The organism is Paucibacter sp. Y2R2-4 (genome assembly GCF_025717535.1).
Classification (GTDB): Bacteria; Pseudomonadota; Gammaproteobacteria; order Burkholderiales; family Burkholderiaceae_C; genus Paucibacter_A.
Genome location: NZ_JAJIRO010000005.1, coordinates 423,186 through 450,130 on the forward strand (window position 1 = coordinate 423,186; position 26,945 = coordinate 450,130).

A 26,945-nucleotide genomic window follows, 5' to 3' on the forward strand; every position below is an offset into this window, starting at 1 on the left:
CTCGGGGAACTCGGCCTAGAACAGACATTGCCGAGTGGGGTGGCTTCAATCGAGAATGATTCTCATTGTATTCTGATTGAGCGCTGCCGTGCGGGCCGTTGTCGTCTTCAGTCTTGCGAGAACAATTGCTGATGCAGTTGCTGGCGGATTTCACCCAGGTATTCGCTCACCAGTCCGCTGCTGCCTTCCTCGCTGGTGTCTCGACTCAGCAATTGCTGGGCACGCCAGAGCCCCAAGGTGGCGCAGTTGGCTTTCAGACTGTTTAACTTTTGCCGCAGGCCGCTGCTGACGGGCGCTTTGGGTCCGGCACCCTCGGCCAATTCCGCCAGCAGTTGGCCAATCTGGTTTTGCAGGCCGCTCAGATAGGCTCGGTAGCGGTCTTGGGGGAGTTTCAGGCGGGCCATGGTGAGCGCGGGCCGCTCCATGGTCTTGCTGGCGGCCAGTAACAAGAGCTTGCTGAGTCGGTTGCGAGCGTCTTGTTGGCTGAAGGGCTTGACCAGATAGCCACTCACGCCCAGTTGCACCGCCTCTTGAATGGCGGCCGCTTCGTTCACCATGGAGACCAGCACAAAGGGCAGGTCTTTGCAGCCTGGATGGGCGCGCACTTTTTGCAGCAGGTCCAGTCCCGACATGCCGGGCATGCGAATGTCGCAGCACACCATCATCGGCGGCACCGCCTGGCCGCTGATCTGTTGCCATGCTTCTTCGCCATTGCTGGCCTCGGCAATGCGGTAGTTGCCGCACTCAGCGATGGCATCGATCAAGGCCATGCGCGTCACCTTCTCATCATCCACCACCAAGACTTTCAAGCCTGGCCCTCCGCGTCTGGGTTGATGTCGAGGCTGCTGAGCAACTCGTTCTTGAGCAGTTCAAAGCTCTCGATGAACTCGGCTTCGTCTTCGTTGTCGGCCATGCGCTCCAGCCAGTCACTCAGCTCATAGGCCTGGCCCTCGGGTGCGATAAAGGCCAAACAACCTTTGATGCCATGGGCCAATATGGCCGCGGCCGGCCAATCCTGGGCAGCCACCGCAGCTTCGATCTCGCGGTAGCGCAAGGGGGCCTGAGCGCGAAAGGCTTGCAGCATTTGCTCTCTGAGTTCGATGACGCGCTGGGCGCGCCCCGGTTTCGGCGCGACGGACTCAGGCGCAGCCGGTGTCGCTAGGGTCTCGGTCACCGGGCCCAGGTCCAGCAAGGCATCGAGTCCGGCCAGATCGGCGGCGCCGGCCGCGTCCACAGGCGCTTTGGGCTTGAGCATCAGGCCTTGCGCTTTGCGCTGCTCGATCACTCGGCTGAGCGCGTGGTGCAGGGCCACTTCATCCACCGGCTTGCGCAGGAAGTCGCTCATGCCCACCGCCAGGAACTTGGAGCGGTCCAGCTCGGAGGCATTGGCGGTGAGGGCAATGATGGGGATGTCACGCTCCGCGAAAACCCAGTCGCCCCAGAAGCCGGCGCGGATATGTTGGGTCGCTTCCAATCCGTCCATGATCGGCATTCGCCCGTCCATCAGAATCAGGTCGAAGCTTTCCTGGGTCAGCGCTTCCAGGGCCTTCTCGCCATTGCTGACCACGGTGAAAGTGTGGCCCATATCGCTGAGCACGGCCTTGATGATCAGTTGATTGGTTTCAGCGTCTTCGGCAACCAGCACATGCAACTGATGGTCATGAGCTTGCAAATCTTCAACAGGTTGCTCGATCGGTTGCTGACCCGGCAGCAAGGGGAGGTCAAAGTAGAAGATGCTGCCGCTGCCGACCGTGCTGTGCATGCCAATGCGGCCACCCATCAATTCGACCAGTTGTTTGCAGATGGACAAACCCAATCCGGTGCCGCCGAAATTGCGGGTGGTGGACATATCGGCCTGCTCGAACTTCTGGAACATGCGGCCCTGAGCTTCTTCGCTGATGCCGATGCCGGAGTCTTGCACCGCGAAATGCACCCAGAGTGAGTGCTCGTCTGCTGAGACGGCGGAGGTCTGTGTCGGCAGGGTGGCGGCCATGTCTTGGGGCGACTGCAGTCGCACGTTCACGCTCACGCCCCCCTGCTCGGTGAACTTGATGGCGTTGCCTACCAGGTTGAGCAGCACCTGACGCAGGCGGGTCGGGTCGCCTTTCAGGAACAAGGGCAGGCGCGGATCCACATGCAAGGCAAAGCCAATGCTCTTTTGCTCGGCACGCTCTTGCAGCAATTCCATGGCATCGTCCAGCAGCGGGTGCAAGGCAAAGTCCACGCTTTCCAGACTCAGCTTGCCGGCCTCGATCTTGGAGCCATCCAGCAAATCATTGACGATCTGCAGCAGCGCATTGGCGTTCTTGCAGGCTAGTTCCACCCTCTCACGCACTGTCGACTCCATTTGCCCGCGCAGGCTGAGTTTGAGCATGCCCAAGATACCGGCCATCGGCGTGCGCAACTCGTGGCTCATCAAGGCCAAAAAGGCGCTCTTGGTGGTGGAGGCTTGTTCGGCCGCTTCTTTCAAGGCCAGCAGGCGGCGGTTGTTGTCTTCCAGCAGGCCGTCGCGTTTGACGATTTGATCGAGCATGTGGTTGAACACGATGCTGAGATCACCCACCTCGTCATTGGCAACCAGGGCGGCTCTCACGGTGAAGCGTTCTTGCTGGGCCACCTCATCCATCACTTGCTTGAGTCCGGCGAGGGGCTGCAAGGCGCGGTGCAGGAAGCGCCGCGCCGCCAAGGCCGCCACGATGCCAGAGATGCCCAGCGCCAGCATCAAGGAGACACCGAAGCGCAGCACCGATCGCCACATCGGCGTCAGGTCAATCTTGGCGACCACCCGGCCGACTTCTTCATGCGATAGCAGCACCGGCGTGCTGATCAGCAGCGACCGGTCGAAATAGGCCGAGGTGGGCAAGCGCTTGAGCGCATCTGCAGACAAGGGCTCTTGCAAATCATCCAGGTGGCGGGCCATGGTCGACCCGTCCGAGCGCAGGATGTAGGCCGCCTGCAAGCCGGGGTAAATGCTGGTCGCGCGCAGAATTTCATTGGCCGCTTTGGCGTCATCAAAAACCAAAGGCGAGGCAGCTTGAACTGCCAAAGTATTGAGCCAAGCCTGGCTGCCTTCACTGACGGCGGCCCTCTGGCTCAGCACTTCTTGGCTGCTGATCAGAACCAGCGCAATCAAGAGCGCCGCGCCCATGGCCGCCGCAAGAATGCGTTCCAGGCGGCTGACCAAGGACAGGCGAGGGCGGCCGACTTGCGGGCTCAGTTCGTCGGATGACGGGCCGCTGAAGGCGGGAGAGGTGCTCACAGATGCTGGACGCCGGATTTCAGTTTCAAAGGATGGGCTTAGTTGGTGCTACGGGCCAATTGCAAAACCTTGGATGACAAGTTGATGCCTTGCTTTTTGACGCGTTGAACGTTGACGTCAAACACCAGTCGGTTGCCGTCCACGGTCAACATTATTGCGGCAGTGGAGGCCAAAGGAGAGTCGGTCACCGTCAGCACCGGTGCGTCACCGATCGAGCTTTGAATCGACTGCATATTTGGCGCCTCTCGCTCGGTAACGAAGAGCAGATGGCATTTTTTGATGCCGGGCAAATGGTTCAAACGTTGCACGCTCAGGCGCCGGCCGTTGACATTCTTGCCCTCCAAATTGGACAGGGCGCTCCCAAAGTTGTCTTGACCAAAGACGCAGAGATTGAGCCCCTCGCGAGGTGTGTTCGGCGCGCTTGAGTCAGGATTCGGCCATTCCGTGAACACCATGAAGTTGTACAAATAGGTGGCCTTCATGACGTACTCAGGGACCGGCGGCGCCGTCGCCTGAGCCTGGGATGGCGCGGGCAAGCCGCCTCCCAAGCTCAGCAATCCGGCGATGAGGAGACCGGGCATCTTCATGCCTATCTCCAGAAGTCCAGACTGAGTTGCAGCCAGAAGGTCCGGCCATCCATTTCCATGGTGTCAAGCACCGCGCCCGTGTCCGAATAACGTGGGTCGGCCGCGGGCACCTCGTAGCGACGATTCAGCGCATTCTTGACGCTCAGCACGGCGCCAATGCCATACCAGGTGCGCGACGAGGTCAGTGACAGGTTGAGCAAGCTCACGCCGCCAATCGGACGTCCTTCGCGAACCAGAACGCGGTTGTCATCGCGGAGTTCTTGAGTGGAGCGTGCGCCGATGTATTGAGCTTCCAGTCCAAAACGCGCAGCGTTCTCCAAGATCGGCCAGCTCATATTGAACTTGGCCAGCCCGCGCGGGGAATTGGCCAGACGTTTGCCTTCCACATCGGTCGCCGATTGCATGGCCGCGCTGGCCCGCAACTTCACCTCATCGCTCCAGCTATGGTCCAGTTGAACTTCCAGGCCTCGCGTCTTGCTTTGGCCATTGAACAGTCGCTCGCCCGTTGATGACGATCGATAGCTTTGGTCAGACAAACGGTAGTCGTAGATCGAACTGGTGAAACGCAGCGTTGGCGTCAAGTCATACAGCAAAACCAATTCAGCAGCGGCCACTTGCTCTGGTTTGAACAATGAAGACGGAATCGGCGTGTTGACCTCGTAAGGATTGGGCAGGCGGAAGGCCTGGCTGTACGAGGCTTTGAGCGTGGTCTGTGCGTCCGGGGTGTAAACCAAGGCCAGGCGCGGACTGACAGCGGCCTTTTTGGCATAGCTCAAGCAAGGCGCGGTGGTGCAGTCGATGGCGTCGGGCTTGTCGTAGCGAATGCCGATATTCGCCGTCAAATGCTCGCTGAGCAGGAATTCATCGGTGGCGTACAAGCTGTAGGTCTTGTTGCTGTACGGCGACTTGAAGTATTCGAACTGTTCCTTGTGCTGCGCGTCCAAGGCAACGGCACGGACTTCTTGTTGGTAGTCATCGCGGAATTCAAGACCAAAGATCAGGGTGTGATCTTTCAAGCCTGTGTAAGCAAACTTCTGGTCTAAGCCCCACCATTTGCCGTGAGTCTTGTTCTGTCGAAAGAACTCGTTAGGGTCGGGGGAGCCGTATTCCCGCAGGGTTAAGTCTTCGTAGTGGCCGAAGTACAAGCGAGACACCGACTTCAGGCCACTAAAGACATTGAAGTCGTACTGGGCGCTGGCATGGGTCGAAGCGTCGTTCAACTCATAGGCCCGGTTGAAGGCGTTCTCTTTTTTCGGAATCGGAGCCGCCTTGGTGCGAGAGGCTTTGGCCAATTGCAGGCTCAGGCCTTCGAACTCCAGCTTGGCAAAAAAGCGCTGGCTGCGCTCGAAGTCCTGTCCAACTGCCAGCCCTTTGTTTTGACCGATTTGGTCAAAGTAGGGGAAGTAAAGCGTCTGGCCATCGCTACGCTGGCGCGAGGCCGAGGCTAAGAAATTGCTGCCGTTGTCCAGTCGCTTGCCGACCGTGACTCGCTGCTTTTGTCCTCCAAAGCTGGCGGCCTCCGTGGCGATTTGGGCCGCGTTGAAGTCACTGCCTTTTTTGGTAATGACGTTGATGATGCCCAGCATGGCATTGTTGCCATAGGTAACCGAACCGGTGCCGGGCACGTACTCCACTCGATCGATCAACTCCAGGTCGAGCAGGCCGGAGTTGTCGATATAGGCTTGGTTGTAGATATTGTCTTGGACCGAGTTGCCGTCCACCAGCATCATGATCCGGCCGATGTAGTCGCCCGGCGCGCCAAACCCGCGTCCACCCAGATACTCATAGCGACGGTCATAGGTGGTGTAGAGGCCACGCATGCCGTTGATCACATCGGCCAGAGTGCGGTAACCAAAGGTTCGGATATCGTCGGCGGTGACGATGGCCACCGCAGAGGGGGAGTCGCTGACTTGCTTGGCCAGCTTCGAGGCCGTGATGACGCTGGTTTGCGTCAGCCTCTCAAAAGGGATGGCGGTCAGGTCGTTGCCGTTGCTGTCTTCGTGCGCGACAGCCACACCCAAGCCGGCCCAAGCAGACAAGGCCAGCAGCGCCAGGCTCCAGGCGCCTGTTTGAGCCAGCTTGTGGCAGGGTTTGAATTCCATCGTCATCTCAATCGGGTCAATGTTGCAAGAATGGAAAGTGCTGCCTCGCCGCTTTCACCCTTGCAATCCCGCTTTTCGCTGTGCGGGAGTATCTGCCTTGGGCTGCATGCCATGACGAGCGAAGACGCTGATTCCTGTTCTTTCGTGAATTTCTAGGCGTAGCGGCCCGAGGGGCTTGCCTGGATCAAGCCTGCGTGTCGTTGCCTCGCTTTTAGTGCGCGTCGACTTTACTTGATCCGCTGGGTGGCCCTGCTTGGGGTTCTTGTCCTTGGGGCGCAAGGACTTGCCAGGGATGCCTCTGTCTTGACTCCTGCGGGCGCTTGGCCCCCACCGACTCAAGCGCAGGCCTCAGGCCTGACTAGGCGGCTTCAATCCATTGTCCAATGATGGTAATCGCTTAAAAAAGACGCCAATTGATGCAAAAACGCTGCGCGCAAACGTTTAGCGTTTTCCATTGCCTGTCGATACACTTGAATTTCTTACAATGCTGGATCGCCAACGGGCGGGATCCTCGGGTCTCGTCCGCCTTCACTCTTTGCTGCCACCTCATTTAGCCATGACGATTGCCATCTCGCCGTTTGCTCGCGCCGCTGCTCCGAAGCGTGGTACGCCCTGGGTTTCTTCGCCGCTGGCGCTCGCCCTGCTGGTTTTGTCGGCCTCGGCCTTTGCGCAAAGCAAGCCGGCGGTCATCTTCGATATGGGCGGCAAGTTCGACAAGTCTTTCAATGAGTCGGCCTACCGCGGCGTGGAGCGCTGGAAGCAAGAAAGCGGCAAGCCTTACCTCGAATTCGAAATCAGCAACGACACGCAGCGGGTGCAGGCCATTCGCCGCATGGCCGAGCGTGGCGCCAGTCCTATCATCAGCGTCGGCTTCGCCCAAGCTTCGGCCCTGGAACAAGTGGCCAAGGAATTCCCCAAGACGCAGTTCGCCATCGTGGACGCCGAGGTGAAGCTGCCCAATGTGCAGTCGCTCTTGTTCAAGGAGCATGAAGGCAGTTATTTGGTCGGAGCCATGGCGGTGCTGGTCAGCAAGACCGGCAAGGTCGGCTTTGTCGGCGGCATGGACATCCCCTTGATCCGCAAATTCCAATGCGGCTACGAACAAGGCGCCAAGGCTACCAACCCTAAGGTTGAGGTCTTCTCCAATATGACCGGCACCACCTCCAGCGCCTGGAACGACCCCACCCGTGGTGGTGAGTTGGCCAAGGCTCAGTTTGCCAAGGGCTCAGACGTGGTCTTTGCCGCCGCCGGCGGCACCGGTTCTGGCGTCTATCAGGCCGCCAAGGACGCAGGCCGTCTGGCCATCGGTGTGGACAGCAATCAAAACCATCTGCAGCCCGGCACCATGCTGACCTCCATGGTCAAGAACGTCGATGTGGCGGTCTACAACGTGCTCAAGGGCTGGAAGGCCGGCACCACGGTCTTGGGCCTGAAGGAAGGCGGCGTGGAGTACGCGCTGGACCAGCACAATGCCAAGCTGGTGACGCCTGCGCTCAAGAGCAAGGTCGAGGCCATCAAGGCCGACATCATCTCTGGCAAGGTCAAGGTGGCCGACTTTATGGCCGATGGCGCCTGCAAGTACTGAACTCGCTTCCGACAAAAATTCTCCATTCATCATGAAGCAAGTTGTGCAGGGCGCTGGGCCTGACGCGGCGCCCGGCTCGGGGCGGCCTGCCGTTCAGTTGTGTGCCATCTCCAAACGATTCGGCGCGGTGCAGGCCAACCGCGAGGTCAGCTTGAGCGTGGCCGCGGCCAGCGTGCATGGTTTGGTGGGCGAGAACGGTGCTGGCAAGAGCACCTTGATGGCCATTCTCTATGGCTATTACCAGGCAGATGCCGGCCATATCGAAATCGACGGCCAGCGCGTGGAGATCGCCAATTCGCAGCAGGCCATTGCGCTGGGCCTGGGCATGGTGCATCAGCATTTCATGCTGGTCGACACCCTCAGCTGCCTGGATAACGTGATGCTGGGCGCCGAGCCCGCCTTCTTCTTGAATGCGGCCAAGCGCAGCGTGCGCGCCAAGCTTGAGGCCTTGATGCAAGACACCGGTCTGCATGTGCGGCTGGATGCCTTGGTGGGCGACTTGCCGGTGGGTGAGTTACAGCGTCTGGAGATCCTGAAGGCGCTTTACCGTGGCGCCAAGATCTTGATCTTGGACGAGCCCACGGCGGTGTTGACGCCGCAAGAAACCCTGCAACTGTTCGAGACCCTGCGTCGCTTGAAGGCGCGCGGCACCACCATCATCTTGATCACCCACAAGCTCAAGGAAGTGATGGCCTTGTGCGATGAGGTCACGGTGATGCGGGCCGGCCAGGTGGTGCAGACCCGTGCCATCGCGGACACCAGCCCGGAAGATTTGGCCGAGGCCATGGTCGGACGCAAGGTCAATTTGGGTCGCAAGGCCGGGACAAAAGCTGCCCAAGCTGAGGTCCGCTTGCGGTCCGAAGGCCTCAGTCTGCGCGCCGCTAACGGCGTGCCCTTGCTGACTGACTTGGGCTTCAGCCTGCATGCCGGTGAGATCGTCGGCGTGGCCGGCGTATCGGGCAATGGCCAGAGCGAGTTGTTGGAGGTCTTGTCCGGCATGTTGGCACCGGATGCTGGGCGCCTGCACTTGGGCGAGACCGTGTTTGACGCGGCTACGGGGGACTGGTTGAACCCGAAGCGCGCGCGCGAGCTGAAGCTGGCCCATGTGCCGGAAGACCGCCATGCCTGCGCCATGGTGATGGGCTTCCCGGCCTGGGAAACCGCCGTGCTGGGCTATCAAGACCAGGCCCAGTACCGCAGCGGTCCTGCAGGTCTGGGCATGAATCAAGCCTTGATGCGCGAGCAAACGGCGCAAATGCAAGAGCGCTTTGATGTGCGGCCGCGCAATGTGGAACTGGGCTCCTCCAAGTTCTCGGGCGGCAATCAGCAAAAGCTGGTGATGGCGCGTGAGATCGGCCAGGCGCCGCGAGTCTTGCTGGTCGGCCAGCCGACGCGTGGTGTGGATATTGGCGCCATCGAGTTCATCCACAACCAGTTGCGCGCGATGCGAGACGCCGGTTGCGCGGTGCTGGTGGTCAGCAGTGAGCTGGATGAAATCTTGGCCTTGGCCGATCGGGTCATTGTGATGAACGGCGGCCGTATCACCGGTGAATTGGCGATTGAGGCCTGTGACGAGAAAACATTGGGAATGATGATGGCAGCGCAAACGACAGCGCAAACGTCAGCGCAAACGGCAGCAACGGGAGTGCAAGCATGAGCAGCGGTCAAGCCATCGTCTTGCCGCGCTGGATCGATGTCGGCCTTTTGCCGCTGTGGAATCTTTTGGTGGCCCTGGCCGTGGCCGGCGGTGTGGTGCTGGCCATCGGACAAAGCCCGGCGCAGGCCCTGAGTGTCTTGCTGGAAGGCGCATTGGGCAGCTCGCGTGGCATCGGCTACACGCTGTACTACGCCACCACCTTTATCTTCACCGGCCTGGCGGTGGCGGTGGCCTATCACGGCGGCCTCTTCAATATTGGCGGCGAGGGTCAGGCGACGCTGGGCGGCATTGGTTTGGGGCTGTTGGCGCTGGCCTTGGGGCCGCGTTTGCCGGCCGCTGTTTTGTTGCCGCTTTTGGTCGTGGCCGCCGCCTTGTTCGGCATGGCCTGGGCCTTGGTGCCGGCGGCCCTGCAAGCCTGGCGCGGCAGCCATGTGGTGATCACCACCATCATGTTCAATTTCCTGGCGGCCAGCCTGAATGTCTATTTGCTGGTCAACTGGCTGCGGCCCAAGGGCTCGATGTCGGTGGAGAGCGTGAATTTCGCCGACTCGGCTCGTATGCCGGGCCTGCATGAGATCGCCGCCAAGTTCGGTTATGAGTTGCCCTCGTCGCCGCTCAATCTGAGTCTCTTGTTGGCCTTGCTGGCTTGCTTGTTTGTGTACTGGTTTCTGTGGAAGAGCGGGGCGGGCTATGCCTTGCGTGCGGTCGGCAGCGCGCCACGGGCCGCCCATTACGCTGGCATCAAGCCGCGCATGCAGGTGCTGGTCGCCATGGGCTTGTCGGGAGCCTTGGCTGGCTTGGTGGCAGTCAATGAAATTTCCGGTGTGCAGGGCAAGCTGACCCTGGACTTTGTGGCCGGTGCTGGCTTTACCGGCATCGCCGTGGCCTTGATGGGCCGCAACCATCCGGTCGGCATCATCCTGGCGTCTTTGCTGTTCGGTGTGCTGTACCAAGGGGGCGTCGAGGTTTCCTTTGAGTTGCCCGGCTTCAGTCGTGAAATGGTGGTGACGGCCCAGGGCCTGATCGTGCTGTTCGCCGGCGCCATGGCCAGCGTCAGTGCGCCGACGTTTGCGCGGCTGTACGCGCTCATCGCCACAAAGAAGAAGGAGGCCCGCCATGGATGAAGTCATGATCGGCTCGGTGCTGGCTTCAACGCTGCGCGTCAGCACGCCGCTGCTGCTCTGCGCGCTGGCCGGCCTGGTCAGCGAACGTTCGGGCGTGGTGGACATCGGTCTGGAAGGCAAGATGCTGTTTGCCGCGTTTGCTGCGGCTGCCGCTGCCAGCGTGGCGCATTCCACGGGCTTGGGCGTTTTGGCCGCTGTGGGCGTGGCCTGTTTGATGTCGCTGATCCATGGCTATGCCTGCGTCACGCATCGCGGGGACCAGGTGGTGTCCGGTGTGGCCTTGAATATGGTGGCGGCGGGCTTGACCGTCGTTTTGGGCATTGCCTGGTTCGCCCAGGGCGGGCAGACCCCGCCGGTGGCCGCCGATGTGCGCTTGACCGGCTTGATCCCGGCCTGGAGTGAGTTGGACGCCGCTGTGGCTGATCTGGGGCCTTGGCTCGGCGCCGTTGTGGGCCATGGCTTGCTGAGCCACAACCTGCTGGTCTATTTGGCCTTTGCCTTGGTGGCGGGCGTTTGGTTCTTTCTGGAGCGCACCAAGCCGGGCCTGCGCCTGCGCGCCGTTGGCGAGAACCCGGCCATGGTGGACGCAGCGGGCCTGTCCGTGCCGCGCTTGCGTTATGCCGCTTTGATGATCAATGGGCTGCTGTGCGGTTTGGCGGGTAGCTATCTGGTGCTGGCGCAAAACGCGGCCTTCTCCCCGAATATGACGGCTGGTCGGGGCTATATCGCCCTGGCTGCGATGATCTTCGGAAAGTGGAAGCCGGTGCCGACGATGTTGGCCTGCCTCTTGTTCGGATTCTTGGATGCAGTGGCGATTCGCATGCAAGGCGCAGTCATCCCCGGCATTGGCGAAGTGCCGGTGCAGCTGATCCAGGCCTTGCCGTATTTGCTGACTGTTGTTTTGCTGGCTGGTTTCATCGGCCAAGCGCTGGCGCCCAAGGCCTTGGGGCGCCCCTATGTCAAAGAACGTTGAAGACAAGAACATAGGACGCCGGATGACACTCAGCCCCGACCTGATGCAGCAACTGCTGCAGGCTTCGCTCGCCGCGCGTGTGCATTCGCATTCGCCGTATTCCGGCTATGCCGTTGGTGCGGCCGTGCTGGACGAGCAGGGGCGCATCCATGTGGGTGCGAATATCGAGAACGCCGCCTATCCACAAGGCTGGTGTGCCGAAGCCACGGCGCTCAGTGCCATGATCATGGCCGGCGGGCGCCGCGCCCAGGCGGTGCTGGTGACGGGCCCTGGCCCCGAGATCATCACGCCCTGCGGCGGCTGCCGACAAAAGCTGCGCGAGTTCGCAGGACAAGAGCTTGTCATCATTGCCAGCGATCCTTCGGGGATTCGCCAACAGTGGACCCTGGGCGAATTGCTGCCTTTCAGCTTCGGCCCCGAGCATCTGAGCCACAAGGCTTGATGCGTTTTGAAGAGTCATCTCAGTTTCAGTGGAGTTTAGAAAAATGATCAATCACGCCATCCTCAATCCCGCCATCGCCAGCACCGTGGCCAAGCTGAACGAGTTGTTCGGTGCCGCACCGGCGGTGGCCGTGGTCCTGGGCTCCGGCTGGGCCGGCGCGGTCAGCCTGGTGCAAGACGCCAAGCATCTGTCATACGCCGAATTGCCGGCCTTCCCGCAACCCAAGGTGGAAGGGCATGTCAACGAAATCGTCGTCGGCACCATTGGCGCGCAGCGCGTGGTGATGTTGCGCGGCCGCGCACACACCTATGAAAGCGGTGAATGCACTGGCATGGCCGGCGCCTTGCGCAGCTTGAAGGGCTGGGGCGTGCAGGTGCTGCTGCAGACCAATGCTTCGGGCTCCTTGCGCAGCCATATGGCGCCGGGCAGCCTGATGCTGATCAGCGACCACATCAATGCGCCGCAGCGCTCGCCCCTGGTGGGCGAGCCCGGCAGCGAGCGTTTTGTCGACATGAGCTGCGCCTACGACTTGGAGCTGCGCCAGCACGCCAAGAAGGTGGCTCAGTCGCAAAACCTGATGCTGGGCGAGGGCGTGTACTGCTGGGCTCTGGGCCCACAGTTTGAGACCCCGGCCGAGATCCGCATGTTCGCTGCCTGGGGCGCCGACGCGGTGGGCATGAGCACCGTGCCCGAGACGATTCTGGCCCGCCACGCCGGCCTGCGCGTCATGGGCCTGGCCTTGATGACCAATATGGCCGCCGGCCTTTCGGCCGAGGCGCTGACCCATGCGCTGACGCTGCAGCAGGCGCAGCTGTCGGGCGAGCGCGCAGCGGGCTTCCTGGGCGCCGTGGTGGCCGGTCTGGCCGAACTGCCTTCACTGCAAGCGGGGGCATGATGAACGAGCTGAAACACGCCGCGCAGTTGGCGCTGCAATGCCTGGATCTGACCAGCCTGAACGAAGCCGATACCGCCGCCGACATCGAGGCCCTGTGTGCCCGCGCCCAAACGCCGTTTGGCCCGGTGGCCGCGGTCTGCGTCTGGCCGCGCTTTGTGGCGCAGGCGCGCGCTGCTTTGCCGGCGACCATCCGTGTCGCGGCGGTTGCCAATTTCCCCGCCGGGGAGTTGGACCTGAACCGCACGCTGGCCGAGGTGCAAGAGATTGCCACCGCCGGCGGTGATGAGGTCGACGTGGTCTTGCCTTACCGCGCCTTGATGCAAGGGCAAAGCGTCGAGTGCGCCGAGTTCTTGGCCGAGGTGCGCCACGCCACCCGGCCGCTGACGCTGAAGGTCATCATCGAAAGCGGTGAACTGGCCAGCAGCGAGTTGATCGCTCAGGGTGCGCGTCTGGCCTTGATGGCGGGCGCCGATTTCGTCAAGACCAGCACCGGCAAGAGCAAGGTCTCGGCCACGCCCAAGGCGGCCGGCCTGATCCTGCGTGAAATCGCGGTGAGCGGTTTCAGCGCCGCCGGCTTCAAAGCCTCGGGCGGCATCCGCACCGTGGCCGATGCGCAGGTTTATCTGCAACTGGCCGAGCAGCATCTGGGCGCAGCCGCCCTGAACTCGCGCCGCTTGCGCTTTGGCGCCAGCGCTTTGCTGGGTGATATCGAAGCTATCTTGTCCGGCGCGCACGCGGTGGTGACCGACGCCGCCTACTGATCGCCTCGATGCTGGCTCAGGAAATCATTCGCGCCAAGCGCGACGGTCAAGTCTTGGGTGAACCCCAGATCCAGGTCTTTGTACGCGGCCTGGTCGATGGCAGTTGGAGCGAGGCGCAGATCGCTGCCCTGGCCATGGCGGTGTTCCAGCGCGGCATGGGGCGCGATGAGTGCGTGCAGTTGACGCTCGCCATGATGCTGTCCGGCCGCACCATGAGCTGGCCCGAGTTGCCCGGCCCGGTGCTGGACAAGCATTCCAGCGGCGGCGTGGGTGACAAGGTCAGCCTGATGCTGGCGCCACTGGTGGCGGCCTTCGGCGGCTATGTGCCGATGATCTCGGGCCGGGGCCTCGGCCACACCGGCGGCACCCGCGATAAGTTCGACGCCATCCCCGGCTACAAGGGCACGCCCTCGCCCGAACTCTTGAACCGCGTGGTGCGCGAGGTCGGCTGCGCGGTGATCGGTCAGACCGGCGATTTGGCCCCAGCCGATGGGCGTCTCTATGCGATTCGCGACGTGACCGCCACGGTCGAGAACGTGCAGCTGATCACCGCCAGCATCTTGTCCAAGAAGCTGGCCGCCGGCCTGCAAGGCCTGGTGATGGACGTCAAATGCGGCAATGGTGCTTTTGCCGATTCGCCGCAGATGGCGCGCGAATTGGCCCTCAGCATTGTTGAAGTGGCCAAGGGCGCCGGCCTACCAACGCGGGCGTTGATCACCGATATGAACCAGGTGCTGGGCCGTGAAGTCGGCAATGCGCTGGAGATGGATGAGGCGATCCGCTACCTGACGGGGCAGGGCGTGCGCGAGGCGCGGCTGCATGAGGTGACCCTGGCCCTGGGGAGCGAGATGTTGCTGCTCGGTGGCTTGGCGAGCGACGCTGACGATGCGCGCCGCCGGCTGCAGCAGGCCTTGGACAGCGGAGCCGCCGCCGAGCGCTTTGCGCGCATGGTGGCGGGCCTGAGTGGCCCCAGCGATCTGCTGGAACGTCCGCAGCACTATCTGGCGCAGGCGCCCGTGCGGATGCCCATTCCCGCACTTCGGAGCGGTGTGTTGGCGGCCATGCGGACCCGCGACATCGGGCTTGCTGTTGTGGAGTTGGGCGGCGGTCGTCGCCAGGCTTCCGACCTGATTGATCCCCGCGTCGGCTTCTCTGCCATGCGCGCCTTGGGCGAGTCGGTCCAGGCCGGCGAGGCCTTGGCCTGGGTGCATGCGGCAGATCAGGCTGCAGCCGAGCGCGCGGTTGCCCAGGTTCAGGCCGCTTGTGAAATCAGCGATGCAGGAGCTCCATTCAACGCAAGCGCTGTCGTGCTCGACCGCCTGAGCTGATTCTTTTCCTCCCGCCGGCTTGTGGCCATGTGGTCCCGCCAGCCGGGGCGGCTAGACTCAGGTCGGATAGACTTGCCGCCCCTCGCCAGCGAGCCGTTCTCCCTTTTTCTCTTACTCATTCCAAGCCTATGTCAGAACTTCCCGAGCAGCCGGAGCCCCTAGCCCCCGCCGAATCTGCAGCGGATGCCCATAAACATCGGCCGATCAAGAGCTTTGTGGTGCGCGCCGGGCGCATGGGCTCGGGGCAGGTCAAGGCCTTGGCCGAGTTAGGCCCCAAGTTCGTGCTGCCTTTCAAGCCCGAGCGCCTGAACCCGGCCGCGGTGTTTGGCCGCGAGGCACCGCTGGTGTTCGAGATTGGCTTTGGCATGGGCGACGCCACCGCCAAGATTGCCCAGACCTTGGCCGACACCGATTTCATCGGCTGCGAGGTGCATGAGCCGGGTGTGGGCGCCTTGCTCAAGCACATCGACGAGCGGGATTTAAGCAATATCCGCATTGTTCAACACGACGCCGTCGAAGTGCTGGAGCAGATGATTGCCCCGGCCTCGCTGGCCGGTGTGCATATCTATTTTCCGGATCCCTGGCACAAGGTGCGCCACAACAAGCGCCGCCTGATCCAGGCGCCGTTTGTGGCCAAGCTGATCCAACACATCCGCCCCGGCGGCTATTTGCATTGCGCCACCGACTGGGAGCCTTATGCCCAGCAGATGTTGGAGGTCTTGACGGCCGAACCGGGCTTGGAAAACACCGCCCAAGGCTTTGCCGAAAAGCCCGACTATCGCCCACTGACCAAGTTCGAAAACCGTGGCCTGAAGCTTGGCCACGGGGTCTGGGACGTGGTGTTCAAACGTCGCTGAGCGATCGTCGGCGCCGATACAGCAGCAGCGCCAGCCCACTCAGCAGCAAGGCATGAGTCTGCGGCTCGGGCACGGCGGTGATCTCGAAGCGCAGGCTGTCGCCGTCGTAAACGAGCTGGCTGTTGTAGCCGGCGCCCAAGCCGCTGATCTCGACCGAGGCGAAAGCCCCGCTCAGATGCCCGGCGGTCAAGAGGGTGAAGCTGCCCGGCGCGGCCTCGCCGCTCAAGTTCAATTGCAGGGTACCGCCCAATACCGCGTTGCCCGCCACGCTGAGCCAGTCGGCCGCGCCCAGGCCCAGATCGAAGGCCAGCGCGGCGCCGGAGCTTTGCTCAAAGCTGCCTAAAACGGTCAGCGTGGCGATCGAGTCTTCGCCGAGTGCCACCAGCCCGCCCAGATTGCGCAGATCGCCGCCGATGCGGGCTTGGCCGGCGAGGGTGCCGCCCAGCACCACGACATTGCCGCTGCCGAAGGCATTGACCGAGCGGCCGACCAGGGTGCCGCCCGACAGTTCGACCCCGCCAGAGAAGCTGTTGTCGCCGCTCAGCACCAAGCTGCCGGCGCCGGCCTTGGCCAAGCTGCCCTCGTAGACACGGCTGTCGCGCGCGGCTTCGCGGGCCACGCCTATCGCGTACTCGGTCTGGTCGTCGGCGCTGGCACCGGGCGGCAGGCCTTGGGTCCAGCCCTTGGCGATCTTGGTGGCTTCCCAGCTGGCGGCCTCGGTCTGGTCTTCCAACTTGCGCGCCTTGATGGCGAGGTCCGAGATATTGTTGGACCAGGTGTCGTTCTGGCCCTGCGTGTTGACGGCGAAACGGCCCTGGAACTGGCCCGGCCCATTCATCGCATGGCGCAGGCTGACCGTGCCCCAGCCATTGCGGGCGTCGGGCACCTGGGTGAGTTGGCCGGCGCTCGGGTTGACGATGGCCGTCCCTGCCGCATTGTTGATGCTGCCGTTCTGGATCGCCGTGGTTTTCATGACGTCCAGCGCCTGGGCGTTGCTCATATAGGCGTAGCGCTCCATCACCACCGCCAGCGCGCCGGACGCATGGGGCGCGGCCATCGAAGTGCCAGACAGTGCGGCATAGGTCGCGCTCGGCACGCCGCCGGTGAGGGTGACGGTGCTGCCGTTGATGGCGTTGCCGGGAGCGCTCATGCAAGACCATTTGGCCAAGCCGCATTGGTTGTAGAGTTGGGCGCCGGGCACATTGACCGAGCCGTCTGGGTTCAGGGTCTGACCCGCGACGGTGCCGCCAATGCTCAGGTTCTGGCGGATTGCCGTCACCGCCAACCAGTTGGCTTCCAGCTCGGGCCTGGCATAGGCCATGGCAGAGCGCGCGCTGGCATTGGTGAAGCCGGTGTTGCCGGCGCTGAAGACGAGCACGGTGCCGGTCTGGGCGGCGTCCAGCGCGCCCTTCATCCAGGTGTCTTCACGCGACAGAAAGCCCCAGGCGCCGATCAGGCCGGCCACGCCGGTCCCGCTGGGGCCGAGGCTGTTGTACTGCTCGCTATTGGGCTGGCTGCCCCAGCTGCTGCTGATGATGCGCACGCCCTGGGCGTTGACGCCGCGATAGACATCCGCCACATGGCCTTGCTCCAGCGTCTGGGCTGCGGTCTGGCTGGCCTGCGGCATGCCGAACAGCACGGCGTCGGTCTTGTGGGTATTGCCGACATAGACATTGGCGTTGAAGGCGACACCGTGGAAGTTGGTGCTGGCTGCATCACCATCGCGGGCGCCGGCGATCGTGCCGGCGACATGGGTGCCGTGGCTGTCGTTATAGGCCTGGTTGTAGCTACCGGCGATGCCATTGACCGTTACCCCTTGGTAGCGCGTGCTGCTCAGCTGCGGATGCAGATCAAAGAAGCCCGAATCGACCATGCCAACCTTGATGCCGGCGCCGCTGTAGCCAGCCGCGTAGGCATATTCGGCGCCGATCGACAACAGGCCCCAGTCGCGCTTGAACTCGTTGCTGCGCCAACTGCTGGGATTGCCCAGCGTGCCAGGATCGCCAGGGTAGGTGTTGATAGCCTGGGCTTGCTGGGCGGCAAGGCAGGCCAGCATCAGCAGGCTTAAGCGACCAAGGCGTGCTGTTCGCTGCAGTGCGGTGCGGGTCTGTTTCACAACATACTCCTATCGAGCTAACTGATTAGCTGCGCGTGTAGATTTCGGCGCGGGTGTGGGCTTCAGTGGTGCAATATTTCACGCAAAATGAGCGGAGCCGGCGAGCCTAGGCTAACCCTTAGGCGCTAACCCCTGGCGCTAACCCCTGGCGCTAGAACTGCTAGAGTGCTCGCCATGACTTTTGTTTCACTTCCACTCGCCGGCAAGCATGTGTTGCTGGGCCTTTCCGGCGGCATCGCCTGCTACAAATCCGCTGAACTGGTGCGTCTGCTCAGCAAGGCGGGCGCGACCGTGCAAGTGGTGATGACGGAGGCCGCCGAGCAATTCATCACTCCGGTGACCATGCAGGCGCTGTCGAACCGGCCGGTGGTGATCAGCCAATGGGACGCACGCGAGCCCAACAATATGGCCCACATCAACCTCAGCCGCGAGGCGGACTTGATGTTGGTGGCGCCGGCCAGCGCCGACTTCATTGCCAAATTGGCACAGGGTCGTGCCGATGATTTGCTCAGCTTGATGGCCCTGGCGCGCCCGATCGAACGCTGCCCGCTGGCGGTGGCGCCGGCCATGAACCGCGAGATGTGGGTGCACCCGGCCACGCAGCGCAATCTGGCGCAGATCCATGCCGACGGCGCCTTGGTGCTAGGCCCCGGCAATGGTGATCAAGCCTGTGGTGAGGTCGGTGACGGCCGCATGCTGGAAGCCGCCGAATTGCTGGAAGAAGTGATCGCCGTGTTCCAGCCTAAACGGCTGGCGGGGCTGAAGCTCTTGATCAGCGCCGGGCCGACCTTCGAGCCCATAGACCCGGTGCGCGGCATTACCAATCATTCCAGCGGCAAGATGGGTTTTGCCATCGCGCGCGCCGCCCGCGAAGCCGGGGCGGAGGTCACCCTGGTGGCCGGCCCGGTGCATCTGCCCACGCCGCGTGGTGTGAAGCGCATTGATGTGCAGACGGCGCAGCAGATGTTTGATGCGGTGCTGCCGCTGGCGGCCTCGCACCGCGTCTTTGTGGCCACCGCTGCGGTGGCCGATTGGCGCCCGGCAGCCGCCGCCGATCACAAGATCAAAAAAGACGGCAGCGGCCTGGCGCCCAGCATTGCGATGACGGAGAACCCCGATATCTTGGCTGCGGTGGCCGCCTTGCCGCAAGGGCCGTATTGCGTTGGCTTTGCGGCCGAGAGCCAGGATCTGGTCCAGCATGGCCGCGCCAAGCTGATCCGCAAGGGCGTGCCGCTCATCGTTGGCAATATCGGACCAGCCACTTTTGGCCGCGATGACAATGCCTTGCTCTTGATCGACGCCGAGGGCGAGCGCGAGATTCCCCATAACGACAAGCTCACACTGGCGCGCGAATTGGTGCGCGACATTGCCGAGCGTTTGCTACACACCCAACGCCCATGACCACAGTTGATCTGAAAGTGCTCGATGGCCGCATGGCCGAGCAATTGCCCGCCTATGCAACCCCAGGCAGCGCCGGCCTGGACCTGCGCGCCTGCCTGGACGCCGCCATCACCTTGGAACCCGGCCAGACCACGCTGATCCCGACCGGCTTGGCCATTCACATCGGCGACCCGGGCCTGGCGGCCATCATCCTGCCGCGCTCCGGCCTGGGCCATAAGCACGGCATCGTGCTGGGCAATTTGGTGGGCTTGATCGACTCCGACTACCAGGGCCAACTGATGGTCAGCTGCTGGAATCGGGGTCAGAGTGCTTTTGTGATCGAGCCTATGGAGCGCATCGCTCAATTGGTGCTGGTGCCGGTGGTGCAAGCCAACTTCCGGCTTGTGGACGACTTTGACGCCACGCAGCGCGGTGAGGGCGGTTTCGGCTCGACTGGCAAGGCCTGAATCGGTCGAACGTCAACCTTGCCATTTAAGACCTAGCGCTCAGTGCAACTGCGCATCCGGCGGGGCGCCGCTGGGCAGCTGAAACACCGCTTCGCCCAGGCTGCCGGCTTCGAGTTCTTCGGCCGTGGCTTCGCGCACATCCAAGACCTTCAGATGCATGCGCAGGCCCACGCCGGCCAGCGGGTGGTTGCCGTCCAGCACTACATGCTCGGGGTAGACCTCGGTGACGATGTAGATGGCGTCGCGCGGCATGTCTTCGGTCACTGCGCCCTCGGGCAGGCCTTCGACTTGCATGCCGGGTTCCAACTCGGCCGGGAAGAGGCTGCGGGCCTCGAAGCAGACCAGCGAGGAATCGTAGTCACCGAAGGCATGTTCCGGCTCTAGGCCAACAATGGTTTGAAAGCCGACTTCCTGGCCTTCCAGCGCTTCTTCGACCTTGGCGAACAGGTCTTGCCCGCCGTAGAAAAACTCAAGGGCTTCGGTCAACTCATCGATCAGCTGGCCTTGGGCGTCTTCCAGTCTCCAACTGAGGGAGACGATGCAGGGGGCAGAAATTTTCATGCCGATATTGTTTCACAGGGCTGCGCTTCAGCCATTTCTGCCCGCACTCAATCTGCAAACATAACGCCAGCCATCTTGCGTTTGCCCCTGGATCTCGCACAGGCCGGTTTGAAACTCAGCAGGCACAAAACCATGCTTGATCAAAACCCGCGCTGAGGCCGGATTGGCCTCGCTGACAAAGGCCTCCACTTCCCGCAGTCGCCAATCAGCCGCTGCGCTCTTCAGCAATTCGCCCACGGCCATGCTGGCCAGGCCTTGGCCGATATGGGCTTTGCCCACGCGGTAGCCCAGCTCGGCGCTACCTTTCTCGGCATCAATCGCCTTCAGATTGGCGCGGCCCAGGATGCGGCCTTCGGCATCGACCAGCACGAAGGGGTGGAACTTGCCTTGCGCGTGCTGGGCCAGCAAGTCGGCGATATGGCTGGCGACACCCTCGGGCGAGTAAAAAGCGGCGGGCCGAGGTTCGACAAAGGCTTCGAACCAAGCGCGATTCTCTTGCTCGAAGCACAGCAGCGCCGGACCATCCGACAGGGCCAAGGTGCGTGCGGCGTAGTTCATCATTGGGTACAGAGTCATTGGGCTTGAGAGAAGCGAAGTATCTTGCAAGTGCCATTGAGCTCTACTTCGAGTCCCGCATCAGTCGCTGGTCTGCTGCCCTGCCAGCGCAGCCTGGTGAGTGTTGCCAAAGCTCAGGATGGCGGCACAACCTCTCGCTGTTCCCCGTGCTTGTAAGATCAAGCTGCCTTGGTGAGCCTCGGCAATCTGGCGTGACAGCAGCAGGCCGATGCCGCCCCCATCCGGCTTGGTGCTGTAAAAGGGCACAAAAAGATTGTCCGGGTTGGCCAGACCGATGCCCTGGTCCAGCACCGTCAGGCGCAGCGGTTGCAATTGGCTGCGCAGTTCCAGTGGCGCGCCATCGGCCTCGATGCCGTTCTTCAGCAGATTGATCAGCAACTGTTCGATCTGTACCGGGTCACCAAAAAACGGGATCTCGAGTTCGGGCGGCAGCGCGGCGACGTGCGGGGCTTCGCCTGCGGGGGAGTCCTTGGCTTCCAGGCTGAGCTGTAGGCGAGCCTGGGGCAGCATGGTGGGCAAGCGACGCAGCAAGCCCGCCAGGTCGAAGACGCGCTTGTGGGGTTCGGGCAAGCGGGCTAACTGCGCATAGCGGCGCACAAATTCGGCCAAATGGATGGCGCGCTCATGGATCAGGCTCAGGCCTTCGTCCAGGTCCGCCAGCTCTTCTTCGTTGTTCGCATCCACCTGCTTGCTGTGCATCGAAGCCAAGCTTTTGCGCAAGGTGTCGCTGAGGCTGGAGATGGGCACCAAGGAGTTGTTGACCTCGTGGCTGAGCACCCGCAACAGGCGCCGCCAGGCTTGCATTTCCTCACCGCGCAGCACCTGCTTCAGATCGGTGACGAAGAGCAGCGTGTGCTCGCGGCCTTCCACGGCACTTTCTGCGGCACTTTCCACGGCATAGTGCTGCCGCCGCAGCTGCCACAGGCCGGCTGCACCCGGAAACACATGCTGGCTGAGCTGCCCGGTGTCGGCATTCAGCAGTTCGGCCAAGCCGAGGTCGGCGGCCAAACGGCCGATGACGGCAGAGCTGGGTTGGCCCAGCAGGCTGAGTGCGCAAGGGTTGGCCAGTTGCAAGTGGCCCTGCGCATCAAAGGCGAAGATCGCCACATCAATGCCTTGCATCACGCTGTCCACCAGGCTCATCGCTTCTTTGGCCTGCAGGCGCTGGCGGTGCAGGCCGTCGACCAGCTGATTGATCTGCAGACCCAAAAGGTCATCAGGTCCGGCCCGCCGCAAGCGGTGGCTGTAGTCGCCGCCAGCAATGCCCTCGACCAAGTTGCCTATGGTCTGCAGGTGGAATTCGGCCCGCTTGTAGATCGCTCGCGCGGCGCCTAGCCAGGCCAAGCCAAAGAGCAAACAGAGAAGCAGCTTGGGGTAGATCAGCCAGGTTTGCTGCCAGACCCAGCAACTGGCGGCCAGCATGGCGGGCGCACCACCGGCCAAGGCCAGCAAGCCCAATTGCCCGGCAAAACCGAAGTGATGCGGGCGTGGGGCCGACGCATGATTCAGAGGTGATGAGCGCTGCTTCACAACTGGTGCTTTTCCAGCCGGCGGTAAAAGGCCGAGCGGCTCAGGCCCAGCGCTTGCGCGGCCAATTGGGCGTTGCCGCCGTTGCGCCGTAAGGCGGTGCGGATCAAAAGCTTCTCGGCCTCGTCCAGCGTCATCTCGGTGGGCAGCAGGGCCGGGCTTGCCGGCGCGGAGGCGGCGGACTGCAAGGCCAGATCGCCCGGGTTGATCTGCTCGCCCGGCGCCAGCAGGCAGACTCGCTCCATGCAATGCGCCAGTTCGCGCACATTGCCCGGCCAGTCATGCACCAGCAGGGCAGCGCGGGCTGCGTCCGTCAGCGGTTTGAGCGGCCGTTTGTAGCGCTGCGCAAACTCGGCCAGGTAATGCTGGGCCAGGGCCAGGATGTCTTCGCCGCGCTCGCGCAGCGGCGGGAGTTGCAACTGCACGCTGTTGAGCCGGTACAGCAGGTCGCGACGAAACAGCCCTTGCTCGACCATGGCGTTCAGGTCCGCATTGCTGGCCGCGATCAACCGCACCTGTGCGCGCCGTGGGCGGGCCGAACCGAGGCGCTCGAACTGGCCGCCTTCCAGCACCTGCAGCAATTTGGCCTGCTGGGCCAGCGGGATATTGCCAATCTCATCCAGAAACAAAGTGCCTCCATCGGCCAGCTCAAAGCGGCCGATGCGGGCCTGGCGGGCATCGGTGAAAGCGCCTTTTTCGTGGCCGAACATTTCGCTTTCGAACAGGGTCTCCGGAATGGCCCCCATGTTCACGCTGATGAAAGGCCCCTCGGCACGCGCCGACTGGCGATGGATGGCCTGAGCCAGCTGACTTTTGCCGCTGCCGTTCTCACCGGTGATGAGCAGATTGACGTCGGCCGCCGCCACCGCCGCCACCTGCGCCATCAAGGCCTGCATGGCAGGCGACTGGCCAATCCAGGCGCGCTCAGCGCTGCCGGCCAGCAGCAAGGCGTTCTGGGCCGCCAGCTTTTGCGCGCGGCGTTGACTCTCGCCCAGCGCCAGTTGGGTGCGGATGAGGCCCGCCAGACGGGTGTTGTCCCAGGGTTTCTCGATGAAGTCGCAGGCCCCGCCCTTGAGTGCCTGCACCACCAGCGGCACGCTGCCCCAGGCCGTCATGGCGATGATGGGCAGATGCGGGTCGAGAGCGCGGGCGCGCTGGATCAAGTCCAGTCCTTCTTGGCCCGAGGTGGTGTCACGGCTGTAGTTGAGGTCGGCCAGCAGCAGGCCGAACTCACCTTGGGCGAGCGCCGCCAGCGCCTTCTCTGGTGAGTCTGTCAGCTCACAAGCCCAGCCCTCGCTCTTGAGGAACAGGCGCAGGGCGCTGCGCACCGCCGCGTCATCGTCGGCCACCAGAATGCGCAGGCTTGCGCTTGAGCTGGGGTGCGCATTGAGGGGGAGAGGATTCATCGGCGCTGGCTATTCATGGCCCGACCATTCTCGCCCAGGCTCATGGGCTGTTCAGCGCGGCGGTGGGCGACTGACGCAGCGCCCGCCGCGCCGGCAGCCAGGTCGACAGCAGCACCAGCGCCGAGATCAGCGCCGCCACCAGAGTGACGCCCAAACCTAGCGGCAGACCCGGTCCCACGTCATCGCTGAGCACCAAGGCGCCTGCGATTAAACCCAGCGGCAGCGCGAGGGCCAAGAGGCGCAAGGCCTGGGCCAGCAGCAGACGCATCAGCTGCGCATCGCTGGCGCCGACGGCCCGGCGCACGCCGATTTCCTGGCTGCGCAATTGCACCGCCCGGCTGGTCACGCCGTAGATGCCGCTGGCGGCCAGACCTAGGGTCAGCAGGCCCAGCACCAGGCTCATAGCCGCCATCACCTCTTCGCCACCATGCGCGATGCGCTGGCGCTCTTCGGCGCTGAAGACCTGCTCCAGCGCCAGGCCAGGGTCGGCCTGCGCCACGGCCCGACTCAGCAGCTCGCGGCTCGCGGTGTTGTCGGGCACGCCAACCAGGGCGATGCCCATGTCGGCAGGGGCGGTCTGGCTGATCGGCAGGTAGAAGTTGGCGGCGCGCAGGCCGCGTTCTCGACCGATGCCTTGCAAAACATGGGGCGTGACGCCGACCACGGTGATCCAGGTGCCGACGCTTTTCTTGGCGCTGTCTTCGACGATGGCGAAACGCTTGCCCAGCGGGTCTTGGCCGGGCCAATGCTCTTGAGCGAAGTTTTGGTTGATCACCGCCACCTTGAGGCTGTCGCCGCGGTCCTGCGGGCCAAACTCTCGCCCGGCCAGCAGCTTCACCTCCATGGCTTGGAAGAAGCCCGCGTTGACGCGGTAGTTGCCGCCGACCGGATAGCGCTCGTCCTGTACCGTCATGCCTTCGGGCAGGATGAGGTCGCTGTCAATCATGCCGCCGCCGGGCAGGCTGGTAGACATGGCCACGCGAGCGCCGGCGCTGTCGGCGGCCGCGCTCAGGCGGGCCTCCAAGCGCGTCCACAGGGCATCGCGGGCGGAGCGAGCCGCCTCGCTGTCGCCGCGGTACTCGGCCTGGCGCGGCGTCAGGCGAGCGGTCAGCACGCCTTCCATGCGGGCCCCGGTGCCGGCCGTCAGGCGCTGATGCACGGTGTAGGTCTGCAGGCTCGAGGCCAGCAACAAGAGACTGGACAGAGCGATCTGCACCCAAACCAGGGCGCGGGCAAAGCGCCCACTGGCCCGGCCTTGGCTGCCGCGGCCATCGCGGAGTACGGCGTTGAGGTCCACGGCGGAGGCGCGCCAAGCCGGCAGCAATCCGGTGGCCAAAGCGGTGAGCAGGCTCAGGCCCAGCCCGACAAGCAAGGCCTGCGGACGCATCGCGAAGTGGATCCAGAAGGGCAGGCGACCGTCTGCCGTGGCCTGCACCGCCAGCTGGGTGGCGTCAAGCGCCCAGGCGCTGAAGAATACACCGAGCGCGGCCGCCGCCAGACACAGCAGCAGGGTTTCGCTGAGCATTTGCAGGATCAAGTGGCCGCGCGGTGCACCCAGCGCAGCGCGCACCGCCAGCTCTTGCCGACGCTCATTGGCGCGCACCAGCAGCAAATTGCTGGTGTTGATGCAGACCAAGGCCAGCAGCAGGGCCGCCGCGCCGGCCAGGCCCAGATAAATCATTTCCACGTCGGGCATGCCCCAGGCTGCATAGGGCAGAACCAGGGCACCAACATGGGCGTTGTTGGCCGGGAAGGCCTGGGCCAGTTGTTGGGCCACCAGGCGCAACTCGTCTGCGGCCTGCGCGCGGCTGGCTCCGGGCTTGAGCTTGCCCAGCGCCAGCACATGTTGCGCCGTACCCATGGAATGCCCATGGCCGCGCGTCAGCGGGCCGGCAGGCGGCTTGAAGGGCAGCCAGAGTTCTTGCGTCATGGGGAAGCGCAGCTCGCCGGGCAGCACGCCGACGATCTCGGTGTCCACGCCGTTGATCTTGACCCGGCTGCCGATGATGGCCGGGTCGGCGGCCAGAAAGCGACGCCAGAGCTGCGCGCCAATGACGGCCACCGGCGCTGCGCCGGGCTGGCTGTCGCTGGCCTGCAGGGCGCGGCCCAGTTCGGGCTTGGCCGCCCGGCCCAGCCAAGGCCAAACCTCGGCCGGCACGAAAGCGGCGCGGAAGTTGGCCGGGGCTTGCTGGTGGCCTCCCAGCGTCACACTTGCCACTTGAATCGGCTGCAAGCTCTCAAAGCTGGGCGCATGGCCTTGGTACTCGAGCAGATCGAGGTAATGCACGCTGTTGGCCTGGGTGCGCTCGCCATCGCGGCTGGCCTCCACCGCCACCAAGCGTTCCGGCTCGGGGAAGGGAATGTCACCGGCGCTGAAGCTGAAATAGACGCCGGCGGCGTAAACGGCAAAGCCCAGGCCGCAGCTCAGGGTCAGCAGGCTCAGCAAGGCGTGGCCGGGGCGGCGCAGCAGGGCCTGGACGGAGTGGCGCAAATCGTCCCACATCACAGGGTCTCCGCCACTGTGGCCGCTGCTGCAGCAACAGCTTGCGACGTGCTGGGGCGGGGGTGGATGGCCGAAGTCGGCAGGTCGGCGACCACCCGGCCATCGAACAAGGCCACAGTGCGCTGCGCCAGCGCGGCATAGCGCGGGTCGTGGGTGACCATGCACAAGGTGGCACCCTTGGCATGCACGCTTTGCAGCAGCTCCATCACCAGCTCGGCATTGCGCGAATCGAGGTTGCCGGTCGGCTCATCGGCCAGGATCAAGCTGGGTTGGCCCACCAGGGCGCGAGCGATGGCCACGCGCTGCTGTTGGCCGCCCGAGAGCTGCGCCGGGTAGTGGCGCGCACGGTGCGCCATGTCCACCTGGGCCAAGACCTCGGCGACGCGCTGGCGGCGCTCGGCGCGGCTCATTTCTGAGCGGTAGCTCAGCGGCAAGGCGACGTTGTCTTCGACCGTCAGGTCGCCGATCAAATTGAAGGCTTGGAAGACGAAACCGATCTGGCGGTTGCGCAGCAGGGCGCGGGCGCGGCTGTCGAGTTGTTCGACGTGCTGGCCGTTCAGCAGATAGTGGCCGGCGCTGGGGCTGTCCAGCAAGCCAAGTATGGCCAGCAGGCTGGACTTGCCGCAGCCCGAGGGACCACTGACAGCGAGGAACTCGCCGCTGCGAATCTCCAGGCTGACCTCGTCCAGCGCGCGGGTTTCCAGCTCGTCGCTGAGAAAGCTTTTTTGGATGCCTTGCAGGCGAATCAGGGGCTGCTCCGGCGTCGGGGTAGGGCTCATCGTTGTCATGGCAGGGCTCTTTTCTCGTGGCGATAAATGTAGGGCTGAAACTTGAGGCGC

Annotated in this window: 22 protein-coding genes; 11 read left to right on the forward strand and 11 right to left on the reverse strand. The window is 63.4% G+C overall.

The window, feature by feature from the left end:
• Nucleotides 1–107: 107 nt before the first annotated feature.
• Genes LNV06_RS20340 through LNV06_RS20355 form a run of 4 tightly spaced genes read right to left on the reverse strand, consistent with a single transcriptional unit; the run spans nucleotide 108 to nucleotide 5,948 of the window.
• A complete protein-coding gene (locus LNV06_RS20340) occupies nucleotides 108–809 on the reverse strand; it encodes a response regulator transcription factor (RefSeq protein ID WP_263540112.1) in 702 nt (233 codons plus the stop codon).
• The gene (locus LNV06_RS20345; RefSeq protein WP_263540113.1) at nucleotides 806–3,259 is read right to left on the reverse strand and encodes an ATP-binding protein; all 2,454 of its coding nucleotides are present in this window, start codon (nucleotides 3,257–3,259) and stop codon (nucleotides 806–808) included. Before LNV06_RS20345 ends, LNV06_RS20340 begins: the two co-directional genes overlap by 4 nt.
• A gap of 38 nt (nucleotides 3,260–3,297) precedes the next feature.
• Nucleotides 3,298–3,846, reverse strand: a complete 549-nt coding sequence (locus tag LNV06_RS20350; protein ID WP_263540114.1) for a YfiR family protein — start codon at nucleotides 3,844–3,846, stop codon at nucleotides 3,298–3,300.
• A gap of 2 nt (nucleotides 3,847–3,848) precedes the next feature.
• A complete protein-coding gene (locus LNV06_RS20355; RefSeq protein WP_263540115.1) occupies nucleotides 3,849–5,948 on the reverse strand; it encodes a TonB-dependent receptor plug domain-containing protein in 2,100 nt (699 codons plus the stop codon).
• A gap of 556 nt (nucleotides 5,949–6,504) precedes the next feature.
• Between LNV06_RS20355 and LNV06_RS20360 the strand changes: the two genes are divergently transcribed.
• The 9 genes from LNV06_RS20360 (at nucleotide 6,505) to trmB (ending at nucleotide 15,570) form a co-directional block, all read left to right on the forward strand.
• Entirely contained in the window at nucleotides 6,505–7,533 is a 1,029-nt protein-coding gene (locus LNV06_RS20360) for a BMP family lipoprotein (RefSeq protein ID WP_263540116.1), read from the forward strand.
• Nucleotides 7,534–7,564: 31 nt separating this feature from the next.
• Nucleotides 7,565–9,190 carry an ABC transporter ATP-binding protein gene (locus tag LNV06_RS20365; protein ID WP_263540117.1) on the forward strand — a complete coding sequence of 542 codons (1,626 nt, stop codon included), beginning with the start codon at nucleotides 7,565–7,567 and terminating at the stop codon, nucleotides 9,188–9,190.
• The gene (locus tag LNV06_RS20370) at nucleotides 9,187–10,314 is read left to right on the forward strand and encodes an ABC transporter permease (RefSeq protein ID WP_263540118.1); all 1,128 of its coding nucleotides are present in this window, start codon (nucleotides 9,187–9,189) and stop codon (nucleotides 10,312–10,314) included. Before LNV06_RS20365 ends, LNV06_RS20370 begins: the two co-directional genes overlap by 4 nt.
• Nucleotides 10,307–11,287, forward strand: coding sequence for an ABC transporter permease (locus LNV06_RS20375; RefSeq protein ID WP_263540119.1), 981 nt, complete (start codon nucleotides 10,307–10,309; stop codon nucleotides 11,285–11,287). The genes LNV06_RS20370 and LNV06_RS20375 overlap by 8 nt, the downstream gene beginning before the upstream one ends.
• A 22-nt stretch (nucleotides 11,288–11,309) precedes the next feature.
• Nucleotides 11,310–11,729: a cytidine deaminase gene (gene cdd / locus LNV06_RS20380; protein ID WP_263540120.1), complete on the forward strand. Its 420-nt coding sequence runs from the start codon at nucleotides 11,310–11,312 to the stop codon at nucleotides 11,727–11,729.
• A 43-nt stretch (nucleotides 11,730–11,772) separates the two neighbouring features.
• Entirely contained in the window at nucleotides 11,773–12,624 is an 852-nt protein-coding gene (locus LNV06_RS20385) for a purine-nucleoside phosphorylase (protein WP_263540121.1), read from the forward strand.
• Nucleotides 12,624–13,385 carry a deoxyribose-phosphate aldolase gene (gene deoC / locus LNV06_RS20390; protein WP_263540122.1) on the forward strand — a complete coding sequence of 254 codons (762 nt, stop codon included), beginning with the start codon at nucleotides 12,624–12,626 and terminating at the stop codon, nucleotides 13,383–13,385. The genes LNV06_RS20385 and deoC overlap by 1 nt, the downstream gene beginning before the upstream one ends.
• 8 nt (nucleotides 13,386–13,393) lie before the next feature.
• On the forward strand, nucleotides 13,394–14,713 hold the full coding sequence (gene deoA, locus LNV06_RS20395) for a thymidine phosphorylase (RefSeq protein WP_263540123.1): 1,320 nt from the start codon (nucleotides 13,394–13,396) through the stop codon (nucleotides 14,711–14,713).
• Nucleotides 14,714–14,841: 128 nt separating this feature from the next.
• Nucleotides 14,842–15,570 carry a tRNA (guanosine(46)-N7)-methyltransferase TrmB gene (gene trmB / locus LNV06_RS20400; protein ID WP_263540124.1) on the forward strand — a complete coding sequence of 243 codons (729 nt, stop codon included), beginning with the start codon at nucleotides 14,842–14,844 and terminating at the stop codon, nucleotides 15,568–15,570.
• On the opposite strand, the gene LNV06_RS20405 is transcribed toward trmB, so the two are convergent.
• On the reverse strand, nucleotides 15,557–17,686 hold the full coding sequence (locus LNV06_RS20405; RefSeq protein ID WP_263540125.1) for a S8 family peptidase: 2,130 nt from the start codon (nucleotides 17,684–17,686) through the stop codon (nucleotides 15,557–15,559). The genes trmB and LNV06_RS20405 overlap by 14 nt on opposite strands.
• 174 nt (nucleotides 17,687–17,860) lie before the next feature.
• Between LNV06_RS20405 and coaBC the strand changes: the two genes are divergently transcribed.
• Together coaBC and dut are read left to right on the forward strand one after the other, a co-directional pair.
• Complete coding sequence (gene coaBC, locus LNV06_RS20410; RefSeq protein ID WP_263540126.1) at nucleotides 17,861–19,087, forward strand: bifunctional phosphopantothenoylcysteine decarboxylase/phosphopantothenate--cysteine ligase CoaBC; 1,227 nt, start codon at nucleotides 17,861–17,863, stop codon at nucleotides 19,085–19,087.
• Nucleotides 19,084–19,533, forward strand: coding sequence for a dUTP diphosphatase (dut, locus tag LNV06_RS20415; protein WP_263540127.1), 450 nt, complete (start codon nucleotides 19,084–19,086; stop codon nucleotides 19,531–19,533). The genes coaBC and dut overlap by 4 nt, the downstream gene beginning before the upstream one ends.
• A 39-nt stretch (nucleotides 19,534–19,572) precedes the next feature.
• Here dut and LNV06_RS20420 read toward each other — a convergent pair whose 3' ends face one another.
• Genes LNV06_RS20420 through LNV06_RS20445 form a run of 6 tightly spaced genes read right to left on the reverse strand, consistent with a single transcriptional unit; the run spans nucleotide 19,573 to nucleotide 26,894 of the window.
• Nucleotides 19,573–20,094 carry an FKBP-type peptidyl-prolyl cis-trans isomerase gene (locus LNV06_RS20420; protein WP_263540128.1) on the reverse strand — a complete coding sequence of 174 codons (522 nt, stop codon included), beginning with the start codon at nucleotides 20,092–20,094 and terminating at the stop codon, nucleotides 19,573–19,575.
• 27 nt (nucleotides 20,095–20,121) lie between these two features.
• A complete protein-coding gene (locus tag LNV06_RS20425; RefSeq protein WP_263540129.1) occupies nucleotides 20,122–20,670 on the reverse strand; it encodes a GNAT family N-acetyltransferase in 549 nt (182 codons plus the stop codon).
• Nucleotides 20,671–20,730: 60 nt separating this feature from the next.
• Nucleotides 20,731–22,200: a sensor histidine kinase gene (locus tag LNV06_RS20430; protein WP_263540130.1), complete on the reverse strand. Its 1,470-nt coding sequence runs from the start codon at nucleotides 22,198–22,200 to the stop codon at nucleotides 20,731–20,733.
• Nucleotides 22,197–23,603: a sigma-54-dependent transcriptional regulator gene (locus LNV06_RS20435; protein WP_263540131.1), complete on the reverse strand. Its 1,407-nt coding sequence runs from the start codon at nucleotides 23,601–23,603 to the stop codon at nucleotides 22,197–22,199. The genes LNV06_RS20430 and LNV06_RS20435 overlap by 4 nt, the downstream gene beginning before the upstream one ends.
• Before the next feature lie 40 nt (nucleotides 23,604–23,643).
• The gene (locus LNV06_RS20440; protein ID WP_263540132.1) at nucleotides 23,644–26,106 is read right to left on the reverse strand and encodes an ABC transporter permease; all 2,463 of its coding nucleotides are present in this window, start codon (nucleotides 26,104–26,106) and stop codon (nucleotides 23,644–23,646) included.
• On the reverse strand, nucleotides 26,106–26,894 hold the full coding sequence (locus LNV06_RS20445) for an ABC transporter ATP-binding protein (RefSeq protein WP_318013541.1): 789 nt from the start codon (nucleotides 26,892–26,894) through the stop codon (nucleotides 26,106–26,108). Before LNV06_RS20445 ends, LNV06_RS20440 begins: the two co-directional genes overlap by 1 nt.
• Between the last annotated feature and the right edge of the window lie 51 nt (nucleotides 26,895–26,945).

Bases quoted from the DNA above. Each gene is read 5' to 3' on its own strand.
- LNV06_RS20350 (WP_263540114.1), bottom strand. From the start codon at position 3,846: ATGAAGATGCCCGGTCTCCTCATCGCCGGATTGCTGAGCTTGGGAGGC.
- LNV06_RS20355 (WP_263540115.1), bottom strand. From the start codon at position 5,948: ATGGAATTCAAACCCTGCCACAAGCTGGCTCAAACAGGCGCCTGGAGC.
- LNV06_RS20360 (WP_263540116.1), top strand. From the start codon at position 6,505: ATGACGATTGCCATCTCGCCGTTTGCTCGCGCCGCTGCTCCGAAGCGT.
- LNV06_RS20365 (WP_263540117.1), top strand. From the start codon at position 7,565: ATGAAGCAAGTTGTGCAGGGCGCTGGGCCTGACGCGGCGCCCGGCTCG.
- LNV06_RS20370 (WP_263540118.1), top strand. From the start codon at position 9,187: ATGAGCAGCGGTCAAGCCATCGTCTTGCCGCGCTGGATCGATGTCGGC.
- LNV06_RS20375 (WP_263540119.1), top strand. From the start codon at position 10,307: ATGGATGAAGTCATGATCGGCTCGGTGCTGGCTTCAACGCTGCGCGTC.
- cdd (WP_263540120.1), top strand. From the start codon at position 11,310: ATGACACTCAGCCCCGACCTGATGCAGCAACTGCTGCAGGCTTCGCTC.
- LNV06_RS20385 (WP_263540121.1), top strand. From the start codon at position 11,773: ATGATCAATCACGCCATCCTCAATCCCGCCATCGCCAGCACCGTGGCC.
- deoC (WP_263540122.1), top strand. From the start codon at position 12,624: ATGAACGAGCTGAAACACGCCGCGCAGTTGGCGCTGCAATGCCTGGAT.
- deoA (WP_263540123.1), top strand. From the start codon at position 13,394: ATGCTGGCTCAGGAAATCATTCGCGCCAAGCGCGACGGTCAAGTCTTG.
- trmB (WP_263540124.1), top strand. From the start codon at position 14,842: ATGTCAGAACTTCCCGAGCAGCCGGAGCCCCTAGCCCCCGCCGAATCT.
- coaBC (WP_263540126.1), top strand. From the start codon at position 17,861: ATGACTTTTGTTTCACTTCCACTCGCCGGCAAGCATGTGTTGCTGGGC.
- dut (WP_263540127.1), top strand. From the start codon at position 19,084: ATGACCACAGTTGATCTGAAAGTGCTCGATGGCCGCATGGCCGAGCAA.
- LNV06_RS20420 (WP_263540128.1), bottom strand. From the start codon at position 20,094: ATGAAAATTTCTGCCCCCTGCATCGTCTCCCTCAGTTGGAGACTGGAA.
- LNV06_RS20425 (WP_263540129.1), bottom strand. From the start codon at position 20,670: ATGACTCTGTACCCAATGATGAACTACGCCGCACGCACCTTGGCCCTG.
- LNV06_RS20435 (WP_263540131.1), bottom strand. From the start codon at position 23,603: ATGAATCCTCTCCCCCTCAATGCGCACCCCAGCTCAAGCGCAAGCCTG.
- LNV06_RS20440 (WP_263540132.1), bottom strand. From the start codon at position 26,106: ATGTGGGACGATTTGCGCCACTCCGTCCAGGCCCTGCTGCGCCGCCCC.
- LNV06_RS20445 (WP_318013541.1), bottom strand. From the start codon at position 26,894: ATGACAACGATGAGCCCTACCCCGACGCCGGAGCAGCCCCTGATTCGC.